The organism is Pseudoxanthomonas sp. PXM02 (assembly GCF_014851805.1).
In the GTDB taxonomy this organism is placed as follows: Bacteria; Pseudomonadota; Gammaproteobacteria; order Xanthomonadales; family Xanthomonadaceae; genus Pseudoxanthomonas_A.
On sequence record NZ_JACVAK010000003.1, the window covers coordinates 344,934 to 359,419 of the forward strand.

Here is a 14,486-nt window from a genome sequence, read left to right on the forward strand (position 1 = left end):
AGCTAAATCGGACGATCGATCAGCCCTGCGCCGACGGCGCGGGGGTCTCGGCGGTGGAGGCGGCATCGGCGGCCGGTGCGGCTTCAGCAGGCGCGGCTTCCGGAACCGATGCAGCCGGTGCCGGTGCGGCGGCCGGAGCCGGCTTCTTCGACGCCAGCCACTGGTCGAACTCGGCCTTCGGCACCGCCTTCACGACGATCGGCATGAAACCGTGGTCCTTGCCGCACAGCTCGGCGCACTGGCCACGGTAGATGCCCGGCTCCTTGATGTCGGTCCAGGCCTCGTTGACGATGCCCGGGATCGCGTCCTGCTTCCAGCCCAGTGCCGGCACCCACCACGCGTGGATGACGTCGTCGGCGGTGATCACGAAGCGGATCTTGGTATTGGTCGGCAGCACCAGCTGGTTGTCGACATCCAGCAGGTAGTGCGGGTGCGCCTTGATCTCTTCCTGCGTGGCCTTCTTGTTCTGGCGCAGGCGGTCGGACTCGCGGTCCAGGCGGCTGGTGAAGGACACGTCCTCACCCAGGTACTCGTACTTCCACATCCACTGGTAGCCGGTGACCTTGACGGTCATCTCGGCATCGCGGGTGTCGTACATGGCGATCAGCTTGGCGGTGGCCGGCCAGGCCATGACCACCAGGATCAGCACCGGGATGACGGTCCAGATGATCTCGGCCGTGGTGTTGTGGCTGAACTGCGCGGCCACGGCACCCTTGGAGTGGCGGAACTTGAACATCGCGTAGCCCATCGCGCCGAACACGATGACGCCGATCACGATGCAGACCCACAGCGCGATCATGTGCGCGTCGTAGGCATGCTGCGAGGACGCGGTGACGCCCTTGCCCATGTTCAGCTGCCACCGGTGCGGGTCAGCCGACTGCGCCCAGGCCAGCGCCGGCATTGCCAGCAGCGTGCACGCCATCGCCAACCGCTTCCACATCCCATTCACTTGCGTCATTGCCTAGACCCCAATGCGTCATCGGTTGCGGCCGCTCGCGGCCGCCAGTAAATCCTGCAAGGTGCCCGCCAGCTCCCGTCGCTCGGCCGGTCCCAGGAAGTCGCCCACCCGGACCTGCCTGCCGCTGGATGCCAGCGAAATCCTTTCGCCTCCCCGCTCGATGCCCAGGCGGACCCAGTACGGGTGCGCATGGAACACCAACCCTCCGCTGGAGGTGGTCACCTCCACCGCGTCAGGTCCGATGCGGATCTCCTCGCCCCGGTCGCCACTGCGCCACGACGCTCGCAGCGCCGCGGCCACGATGGCCGAATGGAGCAACGCAAAGGCCGGCGCGAAGGCATTGCCTCCCCACCAGCCCAGCACGGCGACGACCCACATCGCACCCGACAATGCCGCGAACAACAGCACGAACTGGCGGCGCGTCAGCGCCCGCGGCGGCCGCAGGCGGAGCTGCGCGCCGTGTCCGTCGCACGATGACGGCACCACTTCGATCATGTCGTCCGCCACACGATCCGGGCTGCGGAAAACCGCTGAATGGTAGCTCCCGAGCACAGGGGGCGGCAAGTTGCATTGATCGAGGACAAGGCGCGCAGGCCCGTGGAACGGACCGCGCAGCGGGATCATGGACGCATTCCGCGACCCCGGTCACCGCTCGGCCGGCGCGCACGCGGGAGGCGCCTCAAGCCGGCACGGCGGGCATATCCGGGCTGCCCGCGCGGCCCTAAACTAATGGACTGCCTTTGGACTGCCCTGCCGTCATGTCGACCCCTTCGCCCGTCCCGTCGCCTGCCGCTCCGCCGGCCGGCGCCATCGTGTCCCCCGAACTCCCCGCCGCGCCGCCAGCCCTGCGGGCCGCCATCACGGCCGCCTGGCTGCGTGACGAGACCGAGCACGTCCGTGAGCTGCTGGAGCAGGCCCGCCTGCCCGCCGACGAGCAGATCCAGGCGCAGAAGCTGGCCATGGACCTGGTGAAGCGGGTCCGCGCCCGCGCCCAGGACCAGGGCGCCATCGAGGCCTTCATGCGCCAGTACGACCTGGGCAGCGAGGAAGGCGTCCTGCTGATGTGCGTGGCCGAAGCCCTGCTGCGCATCCCGGACCAGGAAACCGCCGACAAGCTGATCCGCGACAAGCTGGGCGACGCCGACTGGGAGAAGCACCTGGGCCAGAGCGACTCGGTGCTGGTCAACGCCTCCACCTGGGGCCTGATGCTGACCGGCAAGCTGGTCAACCTGAACGACCTGACCCGCGCCGACGTGCCCGGCGCCTTCAAGCGCCTGGTCGGCCGCGTGGGCGAGCCGGTCATCCGCCTGGCCGTGCGCCAGGCCATGCGCATCATGGGCCACCAGTTCGTCATGGGCCGGACCATCGACGAGGCGCTGTCCCGCAGCCGCAAGGGCGACAACGCCGAGTACCGCTACTCGTTCGACATGCTGGGCGAGGGCGCGCTGACCACCAAGGACGCTGCCCGCTATCTGGAAGCCTATCGCCAGGCGATCCATGCGATCGGCCGCACCGGTCCGTTCTCGGACGTGTTTGCCGCGCCCAGCATCTCGATCAAGCTGTCCGCTCTGCACCCGCGCTACGAGCACGCCAAGCGTGCACGCGTGATGCGCGAACTGGCGCCGGCGATCCTTGAACTGGCGCAGCTGGCCAAGTCCTACGGCATCGGCTTCACCATCGATGCCGAAGAGGCCGATCGCCTGGAGCTGTCGCTGGACCTGATCGAAGCCACCTTCTCCGACGCCTCGCTCGATGGCTGGGAAGGCTACGGCCTGGCCGTGCAGGCCTACCAGAAGCGCACGCCTTACGTGATCGACTTCCTCGCCGACCTCGCCCGCCGCGTCGGCCGCCGCATGCCGGTGCGCCTGGTGAAGGGCGCCTACTGGGATGCCGAGATCAAGCGCGCGCAGATCGACGGCCATCCGGGCTACCCGGTCTTCACCCGCAAGCCCAATACCGACGTCTCGTACCTCGCCAACGCGCGCCGCATGCTCGACCAGGGCGACGCGCTGTATCCGATGTTCGCCACCCACAACGCGCAGACCATCGCCGCGATCCGCTTCATCGCCGCCGGCCGCCCGTACGAGCACCAGAAGCTGCACGGCATGGGCGACGACCTGTATGCCGAAGTGGTGCCCAAGCATCGCCTCGACACGCCGTGCCGCGTGTACGCGCCGGTCGGCTCGCACGAGGACCTGCTGCCCTACCTGGTCCGCCGCCTGCTCGAGAACGGCGCCAACAGCAGCTTCGTCAACCGCATCACCGACGAGAACGTCGCCATCGAGGACCTGGTGCGCGACCCGGTGCAGACGGTGTCCGAATTCGAGTCCATCCCGCACCCGCGCATCCCGCTGCCGGTCGATCTTTTCCGGAGCCAGCCGGCTCCCATCGCCTCTTCTGACAGGAACAACTCCATGGGCGCCAACCTCGCCAACGACAACGACCTGCGCGCCCTGGCCGAGCGCATCAACGCGGCCGTGAAGCCGTGGCGTGCCGCACCGCTGGTGCCGGGCGCGGTCGTGTCCAGTGCGGCGCTACCGGTGACCAACCCCGCCGACCGTCGCCAGACCGTCGGCGAATGGCAGCCGGCCGACAGCGGCACCGTCGAAAAGGCGCTGGCCAATGCCGTCGCCGCGCAGCCGGCGTGGGACCGCACGCCGGCCGCCAGCCGCGCCGCGATCCTCGAGCACGCCGCCAATCTGCTGGAGCAGCGCCTGCCCGACTACATCGCGCTGTGCGTGAAGGAAGCCGGCAAGACCATCCCCGACGGCGTCGCCGAAGTGCGCGAGGCCGTCGACTTCCTGCGCTACTACGGCGCGCAGGCGCGCACGCAGTTCGGCGCACCGGAACACCTGCCCGGCCCGACCGGCGAATCCAACCAGTTGCAGCTGCAGGGCCGTGGCGTGTTCGTCTGCATCAGCCCGTGGAACTTCCCGCTGGCGATCTTCCTGGGCCAGGTCAGCGCCGCGCTCGCCGCCGGCAACAGCGTGATCGCCAAGCCCGCCGAGCAGACCAACCTGATCGGCCATGCCGCGGTGAAGCTGCTGCACGAAGCCGGCATCCCCGAGGCCGTACTGCAGTTCCTGCCCGGCGACGGCGCCACCGTCGGCGCTGCGCTGACGAAGGATCCGCGCGTGGCGGGCGTGGCCTTCACCGGCTCCACCGAGACCGCACGCGCGATCAACCGCGCGCTGGCCGGCCGCGACGCCGGCCCGATCGCCACGCTGATCGCCGAGACCGGCGGACAGAACGCCTTCATCGCCGATTCCTCCGCGCTGCCGGAGCAGCTGGTGAAGGACGCGATGGGTTCGGCCTTCACTTCCGCCGGCCAGCGCTGCTCGGCCGCGCGCGTGCTGTTCGTGCAGGACGACATCGCCGACAAAGTGATGACGATGCTGGCCGGTGCGATGGACGAACTGAAGATCGGCGACCCGGGCCTGCTGTCGACCGATGTCGGCCCGGTGATCGACGCCGACGCGCTGAAGATCCTCGACGACCACGCCGGTCGCATGGCGAAGGAAGCGCGCCTGATCAAGCAGGCGAATGCGGGCGACGAGACGGCGCACGGCACGTTCTTCGCGCCGCGCGCTTGGGAACTGAAGTCGCTGGACCAGCTGCACAAGGAGATCTTCGGACCGGCCCTGCACGTGGTGCGCTGGAAAGCCGATCAGCTGGATGCGGTGATCGACCAGATCAACGCCACCGGCTACGGCCTGACGCTGGGCGTGCATTCGCGCATCGACGAGACCATCGACCGCATCGCCGCGCGGGTGAAGGTCGGCAACGTCTACGTCAACCGCAACCAGATCGGCGCGGTGGTCGGTGTGCAGCCGTTCGGTGGCCAGGGCCTGTCCGGCACCGGCCCCAAGGCCGGCGGCCCGCACTACCTGCCGCGCTTCGCCACCGAGAAGACGGTGACGGTCAACACCACGGCCGCAGGCGGCAATGCATCGCTGCTGACGCTGGGCGAGTAAGCCCGAGGTCGCACTGGCCTTGCATTGATAGACAGGCAGAAGCCCCGCTCCGGCGGGGCTTTTTCTTGGGGCACGGTCCACGGCACCCGTGGGTGCTGCAGCGCGCGACGATGCTGCGATTCCGTGGTATGCGTCGCTGAACTCCGGCCGCATGTGCGTGAGCATCGGCACGGTGCCGCTGCCGGATTGCGCCGTATCCTGCGTTCTGGCACTGACAGGAAGTTCTACGCCAGCAAGGCTCCCGCAACGCATGACGACCGATTTCTACAACCTGCTGCTCAGCGATTGCGCCCTCGCCGCCGTGCTGCTGGCGCTGTTCTTCTACGTGGGCAAGGTTTCGCGTGGCGTGCGCGGCATCACCACCTGGGGCGTGGCGCATTTCCTCTACTCGCTCGGCGCCGCGATGCTGGACGGCACCGCGCAGACGCTGGAGCGCGCCGGCAACGAAGCGCTCGCCGACGGCATCGCCGGCGCGGGTGGCCTGCTTGCGTGCGCCGGACTGGTCGGACTGGCCTGGTCGATCATCCAGTTCGTGCAGCAGCGTCCGCTGGCGCTGTGGGAGCGCGCACTACTGCCGGTGTGCCTGGGCTTCTCGCTGCTCGGTGTGGCCATGGGCGGCGGCGTGGACGCGCAGGGCGCGGCGATGAGCGCCACCGAAGTGATCGTGCTGCTGGTGATGCTGTGGCATCTGTTCGCCCTGCGGAATGCCCCCGACCACGTGCCCGCGCGCCTGATGATGGTGGGCTGCGTGGTGCTGCTGTGGCTGTATGGCGGCGACCTGCTGGCGGCGTTGACCGGCCGCTACGGCCCCAATCCCATGTGGGTGAACCTGGATCTGTCGATCTGGTTCATGCTCAATTTCTGCATGCTGATGCTGGCCAGCTTCCGCGCCGCGGAACCGCTGCGTCGCAGCGCGTTGTTCGATCCGCTGACCGGCGCGTTGAACCGGCGCGGACTGGACTACGAACTGCAGTCGCATGGCACGCGGTCCACGGCGGAACACGGCGTGGCCGTGATCGTGCTGGACCTGGACCACTTCAAGGCCGTCAACGACGACCACGGCCACGAGACCGGCGACGTAGTGCTGAGGCGCTTCTCCGACGTGGTGCGGGGCTGCATCCGCAGCGAGGACGTGTTCGCACGCCTGGGCGGCGAGGAGTTCATGCTGGTGCTGCGTGACACGCAGGCCGACACCGCGCATGCGCTGGCCGAACGCATCCGCCAGCAGGTGATGGCACTGGAGTTCGCACCTGCCGGCGGCAGCATTCGCGTCACCGTGAGCCTGGGTATCTCGTTCACCGCCGATCGCCACGCGCCCTACGACACGCTGATCCGGCTCGCCGACGAGGCGCTGTACGAGGCCAAGCACAAGGGCCGCAACCGGATCGAGGTACGCTGGCACCCCGCCTGATCCCGAGATCGCCATGCTGCGTCGTCATCGCCTCGTCCTTGCCTTGCTCCTGTGCAGCGCAGCGTCGCTTGCCGAGGCATCCGCCTACCGTTCGGTCTGCCCGGCCGATCCGGGCCACGCACCGTCGGGCGAACTGACGGCCACGCGCGTGGCGGTGGCGAAGGTGGACGATGAGCAAGACCGCCTTTACGAGGGCGCGGTGTGGAAGGACGGCGCGCTGTACTTGTCGGACTTCGTGCACAACGGAACGTTTCCCTCGCGCATCCGCCGCTTCACGCCGCCGGACCGCTGGGAGACGGTGGTCGACAACAGTGGCAGCAACGGCCTGGCGCTGGACCTGGACGGAAATCTCATCGCCGCCACGCACGATCGCAAGCAGGTCGCGCGCGTCGACCTGGCGGACGGCATGCGGACCGCGCTGGTATCGACGTTCGAAGACGCACCGTTCAATTCCCCGAACGATCTGGTGATGGGCGCCGACGGAAGCCTCTACTTCACCGACCCCGAGTACCAGCGCAAGGCGGCGCCCGGTGGCCAGCCGCGCACGCGCGTCTATCGCCACAGCGCCGGCAAGACGGCGGTGGTGGATGAGAGCCTGCGCAACCCCAACGGCATCGCACTGTCGCCGGATGGCGCCACGCTCTACGTGGCGGGCGGCACCGACGAAGGGGACGTGCTTCGTGCGTACGCCTTGCAGGGCGGCGTGCCGGGACCCGGTCACGACCTCGCGCGCATCAGCGGCGGCGATGGCCTGGCCGTGGACTGCCTGGGCAACGTCTACGTCACCGAACACGGCGATCAGCGCGTGCGCGTGTTCTCGCCCGCCGGCGAGGTGCTGGCCACGATCCGGGTGGATGCCAACATCACCAACGCCGCATTCGGCGGCGCAGACCGGCGCACGTTGTTCCTGACCGGCGCGGCGAGCCTGTGGTCGATCGAGTTGCCGGTCGCCGGCCTGCCTTACTGACCCGCCCCTGCAGAAGGAGCTTCGGCCACAAAAAACCCCGCCGAAGCGGGGTTTTTTGTTGTTCCGATGCTGCTTCTATCAGAACTTGTACTGCATCGACACGCCGAACAGGTTGGCGCCACCGTCGTAGGTGCCCACCAGGCGCGAGCCGCTGGACGACACCAGGTCGATCTCCGGGTTGTCGGCCAGTTCCAGGCGCACGTAGCTGGCGTTGAGTTCCAGGCTGTCGCTGACGTTCCAGCTCAGGCCCAGCGAGTACCAGTTGCGGTCTTCGTCGGGCATGCGCGGGGTGCGGTGCGCACGCGCCACCGGGGACTCGTCGCGCGCGATACCGGCGCGCAGGGTGAACTTGTCGTTGAGGACGAACTCACCGCCCAGCGAGTAGAACCAGCTGTCGTGCCAGCTGTAGTCTTCCACCGCGTCGGCCTGCAGCGGGTTGTCGAACTCGATGCGGATTTCCTTCAGCGAATCCCAACCGGTGTGCACGCCTTCGGCCATGATCGCGAAGCGCTCGGTGGCCTGGTAGGTGGCACTGAAGGTGTGGGTCGCCGGCGTGGTCAGGTTGGCACCGCCACCGTCGCGATCCATGTAGCGGTTCGGGCCGAACACGGCACGCACCTGGGCCGGAACCGTGAACTCGGCGGAACCACGCAGTTCGTGGTCGATCTCGGAACGGTACGAGTAACCCAGCGACAGCTTGTCGGTCGGGCGCAGGCTGATGCCGGCCAACCAGCCGAAGCTGTTGTCGGTGCCGGAGATGCTGGCCACGCCGTCGTTCTTCTGCGGGCCGTACGGACCGGTGATCGGGTTCGGCATGAAGCAGAGCGCCTGCGATGCCGGGTTCGCGCAGATGCCGGTACCGAAGTCGACGGCATTGGTCAGGGTGACGTCGGCGTGTTCGTAGATCACGCCGAAGCCAATGGAGGCGCGGTCGGACAGTTCCAGCGAGGCCGCCAGCGTCAGGTCGACGATCTTCACGTCGGATTCCAGCGCGTGGTAACGGCCGACCCAGTCGGACTCGTAGTCGGTCTTCAGACCGAACGGTGCGCTGACCATCGCGCCCAGCGTGAGGTACTCGAACTGGTCGCTCAGCGGCAGGATGAAGGACATGGCCGGCACGGCGGCGATGTCGCCGGCGTCTCCGCCGTCACCGCCACGCAGCGGCTGCTGCAGGGCGCTGCCGGCTGCGGCGGTGCCGCCACCGGTGAATTCGAACGACAGGTCGATCGCGGTGACGTCGGCCTGGAAGGTCTTGTCGGTGAAGGTGGACATCAGGGCGGGGTTGTTGACCACCACCGAGGCGTCGCCCTTGGCCGAGGCCGAACCGGCCATCGCGCGGCCCTGGGCCTTGACGCTGTTTTCCTTCAGCTGGAAGGCGGCGGCGTGGACGTCGCCGTAGGCGAGGACGCCGGCGATGCCGAGGGCCAGCGCCGAGACGCGGGTGAAGTTCTTAGCAAAATCCATGGAATGTCTCCGGAGACGTGGGTAAAAAGCACCTGCGTCGATCAGGGCCGCGGGTGTTGTGTTCCACCCGTTCGGCCTGCCGGAAGCCCCTCCCGACATACGACGCCGTATGCAGTATACCTGCTAACTAAACTCTAACAATCCGCTGTAAGTCATTGCCCCTATTCAGTTTCGTTGCGTCGCACCATGGGCAGTCCGGCATCGACCCGGTACAGTGCGGCGGCATGTTCGTCTCGCTGCCTTCCCGCCGGAAACCGCCCGTCCGCTGGGCCACTCCCGCCCTGCTGGTGCTGCTGTCCGCTGCCTTCTGCTGGGCGCTGACGCTCGGGGACGCGGCACAGGGCCATTTGCTGACCCGGTGGGGCGCGCTGACCGGCGGCATGGTGGCGCCGGAGGTCTGGCTGGCCTCGCTGCAGAGCGGCACGGTGCTGCGGCTGTTCACCGCGCTGTTCCTGCACGCGGACTGGGCGCACCTGTTGGGCAACCTGGTGTTCCTCCTGATCTTCGGCCTGCCGTCGGAACGGGCGATGGGGCCTTGGCGGTTCCTGCTGCTGTTCCTGGTGGGCGGCGCCGTCGCCAATGTCGCCGCCGTGCTGAGCATCGGTACACCGGACCGCGTGATCATCGGCGCCAGCGGTGCGATCTCGGCCGTCATCGGCGCGTATCTGGCGCTGTTCCCCACGGCCAAACTCGGCGTAGTGCTGCCACTGGGCCTGTTCCTGGAGTTCGTAAAGGCGCCCGCGTCGCTGCTGATCGGCATCTGGGCGCTGCTGCAGGTGGTGTTCGCCTATACCGGACCGGCCTTCGGTGCGGTGGCGTGGTGGGCGCATATCGCTGGCTTCCTGTTCGGCGTGGTGTTCGCGCTGTTCGTGCGCGCCGCGATCGCGCGCCGCATGCGCAAACGGCAGGGATATTGAGTCGCGCGAATGCCGCCGGACCTATAATCGTGGCATGAAGAACACGCTCTACAAGATCACCTTCCACAACCACACCAAGGTGTACGAGCTGTACGCACGCAGCGTCGCGGCCAGTGGGCTGTGGGGTTTCACCGAGGTCGCCGACCTCGTGTTCGACGTGCACGAAGGCCTGGTCGTCGATCCCACCGAAGAGCGCCTGCGCGACGAGTTCGGCGGCACCAAGGTGCTGCACCTGCCGATGCAGAGCATCATCCGGATCGAAGAAGTGGAGCGGAAAGGACAGTCCGCCATCCGCGATGCGGCGACCGGCGAGAAAGTGGTGACGCCGTTCCCGATGCCGGCCAAGCCGCGCTAGACATCATCCTGCGGGATCGACGTCAGTCGCGACCGGGCGTCCGGCATTCGCGACTGACGTCGCTCCCATACCGCCGCTTCAGCGCAGCTGCTTGTCCGACGACACCCGCGCCGTTGCCGCCACCTTCTTCAGTTCAACCAGCGCGGCATTGATCGGCGCATCGCCATCCAGCACGTCGCCGGGCGTGTAACCGGCGGCGCCTTCCTCGTCGCCGCGCAGGTGGCCCGGCAGGGTCGCCTCGGTGATGTACAGCTGGCCATCCTGTTCGACCACCGAACCCGGCTTGGCATCGGCCACCTCCGGCTTCACCACCACGTCCGGCACGATGCCGCTGGCCTGGATCGACTTGCCGCTGGGCGTGTAATAGCGCGCCGTGGTCAGCTTGACCGAATCGCCGTTGTCGAGCGGCAGCACGGTCTGCACCGAGCCCTTGCCGAAGGTGCGGCTGCCGACCACGCGTGCGCGGTTGTTGTCGCGCAGGGCCCCCGCCAGCACTTCCGCCGCACTGGCGGAGCCGGCATCGACCAGCACCACCACCGGCGCGCCGTTGAGGCGATCACCCGGCGTGGCGTCGAACTTGGAATCGCTGATCGACATGCGGCCGCGCGTGCTGACGATGTTGCCCTTGTCGAGCAGGTCGTCGGCCACCTGCACGGCCGCGAGCAGCAGTCCGCCGGGGTTGCTGCGCAGGTCCAGCACCAGCCCGCGCAACTTGCCGTTCTGCTGCAGCTTGTCGATCTGCCGCTGGAAATCGGCGGCGGTGTCGGTCTGGAACGCGCTGATGCGCACATAGCCGTAGCCCGGCTCGAGCATGCGGCTGCGCACGCTCGCCACGCGGATGGTGTCGCGCACCAGGGTGACGTCGAACGGCTTGGGCGTGCCGTCGCGCACGATGGTCAGCACGATCTTGCTGCCCGGCTCGCCGCGCAACGGTTCCATGCCGTCCTCGGCACTGATCGGCTTGCCGTCGATCGCGGTGATCAGGTCGCCGGACTTGATGCCGGCCTTGGCCGCCGGCGTATCGTCGATCGGCGACACGACGAGCAGCGTTCGGTCGGGCTGCTGCAGCAGTTCCACACCGATGCCTTCGTAGGCGCCGTTGGCCTGCTCGTCGAAGGCTTCGGAATCGGCCTTGTCGAAATAGGTGCTGTGCGGATCCAGGTCGAGCAGCAGGCCACGGATCGCCGACTGCATGAGCTTCTTGTCCTCGACCGGCTCGACGTACGCCTCCTTGACCGCGTTGAACACGGCCACGTAGCGGCGGATCTCTTCAAGCGGCACCTTCGGCGCGTTCTCCGCGGCATCGGGGTCGTCGCTGGGCGCGACCACTGGCGGCGTTTCCGGCAGCGGGGCCTGCTGCTGCGCCCACGCCGGCAGGGCGGCGAGCAGGGCGACGGTCAGGATGGCCAGGGGAAAACGCGACGGCATGCGGACGCTCCAGGAGGTGCTCGGATGGGACACGCACGTGGTGTGCGAAGTTCACCGGATTATGCGCGAAGCCACCGAGGCCAGATGTTCAAGCCGGGTTAGGACCCGGCGCGCCATTCATCGCCGCTGCAGCCACGACGACGGGTCGACCGGCTGCCCGTTGCGGCGCAGTTCGAAGTACAGCGCCGCCTGGCCCTGGCCGCCCGAGGTGCCGACGCGCGCGACCGCGTCACCGCGCTTCACCCGGTCGCCGCTGTCCTTCAGCAGGCTGTCGTTGTGCGCGTAGAGGCTCATGTAGCCGTTGCCGTGGTCGAGGATCAGGATCAGGCCGTAGCCCGTCATCCACTCCGAGAACACCACCGTGCCATCGGCCACCGCGGTAACCGGCGTGCCGGACGGCGCACCGATCAGCACGCCGGTGCTGGCGCGACCATCCGGCAGGCGACCGCCGTAGCGCGCCAGCAGGTTGCCCGAAACCGGCCAGCCCAGCCCGCCGACCTTCAACGGTGGCGCCGAGGCCACCGCCGGACGCGGCGTCGAGGTGCGTGTGGTGCGCGCCGGTGCGTTGCCTTCGCGCTTCTGGGCAGCCGCAGCGGCCGCCGCTTCGCGGCGCGCAGCCTCACGGCGCTCGCGTTCGGCGCGCGCGGCGGCGTCTCGCAGGCTTTTCAGCAGGCGCTCCAGCGCTTTCGCATCCTGACCCAGCGCCTTCTCCTTCGCGGCGCGGTCCTGGTAGCGCTCATCAAGGTCGGCCACCAACCCGGCGCGCGTCTGTCGATCCTTCTGCAACTGCGCCATCTGCGCACGCTGCTGCGCACGCGCCGCGTCCAGTCCTTCGCGGCGCGCAACGATCTCCTGCTCCACCTGGTCGAGCGAGGCAAGCTCGGCCGTCACCGCGGTGATGCGCTGCGCCTGGTCGCGCTGCACATAACGGTGATACGCGAGCAGGCGGTTCGCATCGGCCACGCGGTCCTGCGACAGCAACACCTTCAACGGCGCATCGTCGCCGCGCTGGTAGGCCGCGCGCACCAGTGTCGCCAGCTCCCGCCGCTGCGCGTCGAGCTGCGTGCGCATGGTGTCGCGCTTCTGCTGCAGTTCCGCCAGTGCGGCTTCTTCCTGGCGGAGCGCCGCCTCGGTCTCCGACAACGAACGCGTGGTGCGGCTGACCTTCTCATCCGCATCGCGCAACTGGCGCGACGCGGTGCCGCGCTCGCCCTCGAGCTTGCGGCGCTCCTGCGCGATGGACTTCAACTCCGTGCGCACGCGCTCCAGCTTGCGCTCGGTCTCGCGCGAACTCTGCGCGCTGGCGACGAGCGACAGCCCCGCCAGCAGGACCACGGCAACGAGCGCGCGCGTGCGATGCGGCATCAGGCGTCGATCAGGCTGCGGCCGCTCATGTCGGCCGGCTGCGGCAGGCCCAGCAGTTGCAGCAGCGTCGGCGCGACATCGCGCAACGCGCCACCGCTGCGCAGCGTCACCGCGGGCGTGCCCTCGGGCTGCACCAGCACCAGCGGCACCGGGCCGACGGTGTGCGCGGTATGCGGCTGGCCCGTCGACGGATCGCGCATCATTTCCAAGTTGCCGTGATCGGCGGTGATGATCATCGCGCCACCCGCCGCACGCACGGCGGCATCGACCGCGCCGATCGCCTTGTCGACCGCCTGCGCGGCAAGGATCGCCGCCTGCAGGTCGCCGCTGTGGCCGACCATGTCCGGGTTGGCGATGTTGCAGATGATCGTGTCGAAGCGGCCCGAGCCGATCGCGTCCACCAGCTTCTCGGTCAGTTCGGGGCAGCTCATCTCCGGCTGCAGGTCGTAGGTCGCGACCTTCGGGCTCGGCACCAGGATGCGCTCCTCGCCATCGAACACGTCCTCGCGTCCGCCGCTGAAGAAGAACGTCACGTGCGCGTACTTCTCCGTCTCGGCGATACGCAGCTGGGTCAGGCCGGCATCGGCGACCAGTTCGCCGAAGGTGTGGCGCAGGTCGTCCGGCGCGAACGCCACCGGCGCCGGCAGCTTCGCGTCGTATTCGGTCAGGCAGACGTAGCGCGCGAGCTTCGGCACGCGCGCCTCGAAACCATCGAAGGACGGCGACACGAACGCCGCGCTCAGCTGACGCGCGCGGTCGGCGCGGAAATTCATGAACACCACCGCATCGCCGTCAGCCATCGGCTGCGCACCCTCGATGACGGTCGGCAGCACGAATTCGTCGTTCTCGCCGCGCACATACGCGTCCTCCAGCGCGGCCACGCCGGTGGCGGCGCGGTATTCGCTCTTCGCCTCGACGATGGCGTCCCACGCCAGCCGCACGCGGTCCCAGCGCTTGTCGCGGTCCATCGCGTAGTAGCGGCCGCTGACCGACGCGATGTGCGCATTGCCGAGCGTCGTGCACAGGTCCTGCAGGGCGCGCAGGCTGGGCTCGGCCGACTTCGGCGGCGTATCGCGGCCATCGAGGAAGGCATGCACCGCCACGCGCGGCACACCCTGGCGCTTGGCCAGTTCGAGCATCGCGAAGATGTGCAGCTCATGGCTGTGTACGCCACCCGGCGACAGCAGGCCGAACACGTGCAACGTGCTGCCGTCGGCTTTGGCGGCGTCGCACGCGGCGACGAGTTCGGCATTGGTGTAGAAGCTGGCGTCTTCGATGGCGGCATCGATGCGGGTCAGGTCCTGGTAGACGATGCGTCCCGCGCCCAGGTTCATGTGGCCGACTTCCGAATTGCCCATCTGTCCGTCCGGCAGGCCCACATGGCGGCCCTCGGTGTGGATCAGCGTGTGCGGCGCGGTGGCCAGCAGGTGGCGCCAGTTCGGCAGCTCGGCCTGCGCCAGTGCATTGTCGGTGGGGTCTTCGCGATGGCCCCAGCCATCCAGGATCAGCAGCACGACGGGCTTGGGACGCTTCACGGACGCAGGGGATGCGGACACGGCAGGATTCCAGTGACTTCAGGCAGGTGACGATTGTAGCGAAGCATGGTGCCATCCTTGCCTGCACGTTGCTGTTTAAACCCTTGCCCGT

At 68.3% G+C, this 14,486-nt stretch carries 10 protein-coding genes and 1 pseudogene; 5 read left to right on the forward strand and 6 right to left on the reverse strand.

The features are described from left to right. Positions 1-19: 19 nt before the first annotated feature. Together coxB and IB225_RS15615 are read right to left on the reverse strand one after the other, a co-directional pair. Positions 20-940 (reverse strand): cytochrome c oxidase subunit II, encoded by a 921-nt coding sequence (gene coxB / locus IB225_RS15610; protein ID WP_225583963.1) that lies wholly within the window; start codon positions 938-940, stop codon positions 20-22. A 36-nt stretch (positions 941-976) separates the two neighbouring features. Continuing rightward, positions 977-1,453: a DUF2244 domain-containing protein gene (locus tag IB225_RS15615; RefSeq protein WP_192312878.1), complete on the reverse strand. Its 477-nt coding sequence runs from the start codon at positions 1,451-1,453 to the stop codon at positions 977-979. Positions 1,454-1,716: 263 nt separating this feature from the next. Here IB225_RS15615 and putA point away from each other — a divergent pair, with 263 nt between their 5' ends. The 3 genes from putA to IB225_RS15630 all read left to right on the forward strand — a co-directional run bounded on the left by putA (position 1,717) and on the right by IB225_RS15630 (position 7,310). Continuing rightward, entirely contained in the window at positions 1,717-4,932 is a 3,216-nt protein-coding gene (putA, locus tag IB225_RS15620; protein ID WP_192312201.1) for a bifunctional proline dehydrogenase/L-glutamate gamma-semialdehyde dehydrogenase PutA, read from the forward strand. A 250-nt stretch (positions 4,933-5,182) separates the two neighbouring features. After that, positions 5,183-6,343, forward strand: a complete 1,161-nt coding sequence (locus tag IB225_RS15625) for a GGDEF domain-containing protein (RefSeq protein ID WP_192312203.1) — start codon at positions 5,183-5,185, stop codon at positions 6,341-6,343. A gap of 13 nt (positions 6,344-6,356) precedes the next feature. Continuing rightward, on the forward strand, positions 6,357-7,310 hold the full coding sequence (locus IB225_RS15630; protein ID WP_192312205.1) for an SMP-30/gluconolactonase/LRE family protein: 954 nt from the start codon (positions 6,357-6,359) through the stop codon (positions 7,308-7,310). A 78-nt stretch (positions 7,311-7,388) separates the two neighbouring features. Here IB225_RS15630 and IB225_RS15635 read toward each other — a convergent pair whose 3' ends face one another. Continuing rightward, a complete protein-coding gene (locus tag IB225_RS15635) occupies positions 7,389-8,774 on the reverse strand; it encodes an outer membrane protein transport protein (protein WP_192312207.1) in 1,386 nt (461 codons plus the stop codon). Positions 8,775-8,998: 224 nt separating this feature from the next. Here IB225_RS15635 and IB225_RS15640 point away from each other — a divergent pair, with 224 nt between their 5' ends. Continuing rightward, the gene (locus IB225_RS15640) at positions 8,999-9,691 is read left to right on the forward strand and encodes a rhomboid family intramembrane serine protease (RefSeq protein ID WP_192312209.1); all 693 of its coding nucleotides are present in this window, start codon (positions 8,999-9,001) and stop codon (positions 9,689-9,691) included. Between the two features lie 34 nt (positions 9,692-9,725). Beyond that, positions 9,726-10,046: a DUF1820 family protein gene (locus IB225_RS15645; protein WP_192312211.1), complete on the forward strand. Its 321-nt coding sequence runs from the start codon at positions 9,726-9,728 to the stop codon at positions 10,044-10,046. Between the two features lie 81 nt (positions 10,047-10,127). Here the strand turns inward: IB225_RS15645 and IB225_RS15650 are convergent. The 3 genes and pseudogenes from IB225_RS15650 to gpmI form a co-directional block, all read right to left on the reverse strand. Next, positions 10,128-11,474, reverse strand: a pseudogene (locus IB225_RS15650) (S41 family peptidase); the annotation flags it as partial. A 117-nt stretch (positions 11,475-11,591) separates the two neighbouring features. Then, a complete protein-coding gene (locus IB225_RS15655; protein WP_192312215.1) occupies positions 11,592-12,839 on the reverse strand; it encodes a peptidoglycan DD-metalloendopeptidase family protein in 1,248 nt (415 codons plus the stop codon). Further along, positions 12,839-14,395: a 2,3-bisphosphoglycerate-independent phosphoglycerate mutase gene (gene gpmI, locus IB225_RS15660; RefSeq protein WP_345776631.1), complete on the reverse strand. Its 1,557-nt coding sequence runs from the start codon at positions 14,393-14,395 to the stop codon at positions 12,839-12,841. Before gpmI ends, IB225_RS15655 begins: the two co-directional genes overlap by 1 nt. Positions 14,396-14,486 lie beyond the last annotated feature (91 nt).

Excerpts from the sequence above, each read along its gene's own strand:
- IB225_RS15615 (WP_192312878.1), bottom strand. The coding sequence starts at position 1,453 with ATGATCGAAGTGGTGCCGTCATCGTGCGACGGACACGGCGCGCAGCTC.
- IB225_RS15635 (WP_192312207.1), bottom strand. The coding sequence starts at position 8,774 with ATGGATTTTGCTAAGAACTTCACCCGCGTCTCGGCGCTGGCCCTCGGC.
- IB225_RS15645 (WP_192312211.1), top strand. The coding sequence starts at position 9,726 with ATGAAGAACACGCTCTACAAGATCACCTTCCACAACCACACCAAGGTG.
- IB225_RS15625 (WP_192312203.1), top strand. The coding sequence starts at position 5,183 with ATGACGACCGATTTCTACAACCTGCTGCTCAGCGATTGCGCCCTCGCC.
- putA (WP_192312201.1), top strand. The coding sequence starts at position 1,717 with ATGTCGACCCCTTCGCCCGTCCCGTCGCCTGCCGCTCCGCCGGCCGGC.
- coxB (WP_225583963.1), bottom strand. The coding sequence starts at position 940 with ATGTGGAAGCGGTTGGCGATGGCGTGCACGCTGCTGGCAATGCCGGCG.
- IB225_RS15630 (WP_192312205.1), top strand. The coding sequence starts at position 6,357 with ATGCTGCGTCGTCATCGCCTCGTCCTTGCCTTGCTCCTGTGCAGCGCA.
- IB225_RS15640 (WP_192312209.1), top strand. The coding sequence starts at position 8,999 with ATGTTCGTCTCGCTGCCTTCCCGCCGGAAACCGCCCGTCCGCTGGGCC.
- IB225_RS15655 (WP_192312215.1), bottom strand. The coding sequence starts at position 12,839 with ATGCCGCATCGCACGCGCGCGCTCGTTGCCGTGGTCCTGCTGGCGGGG.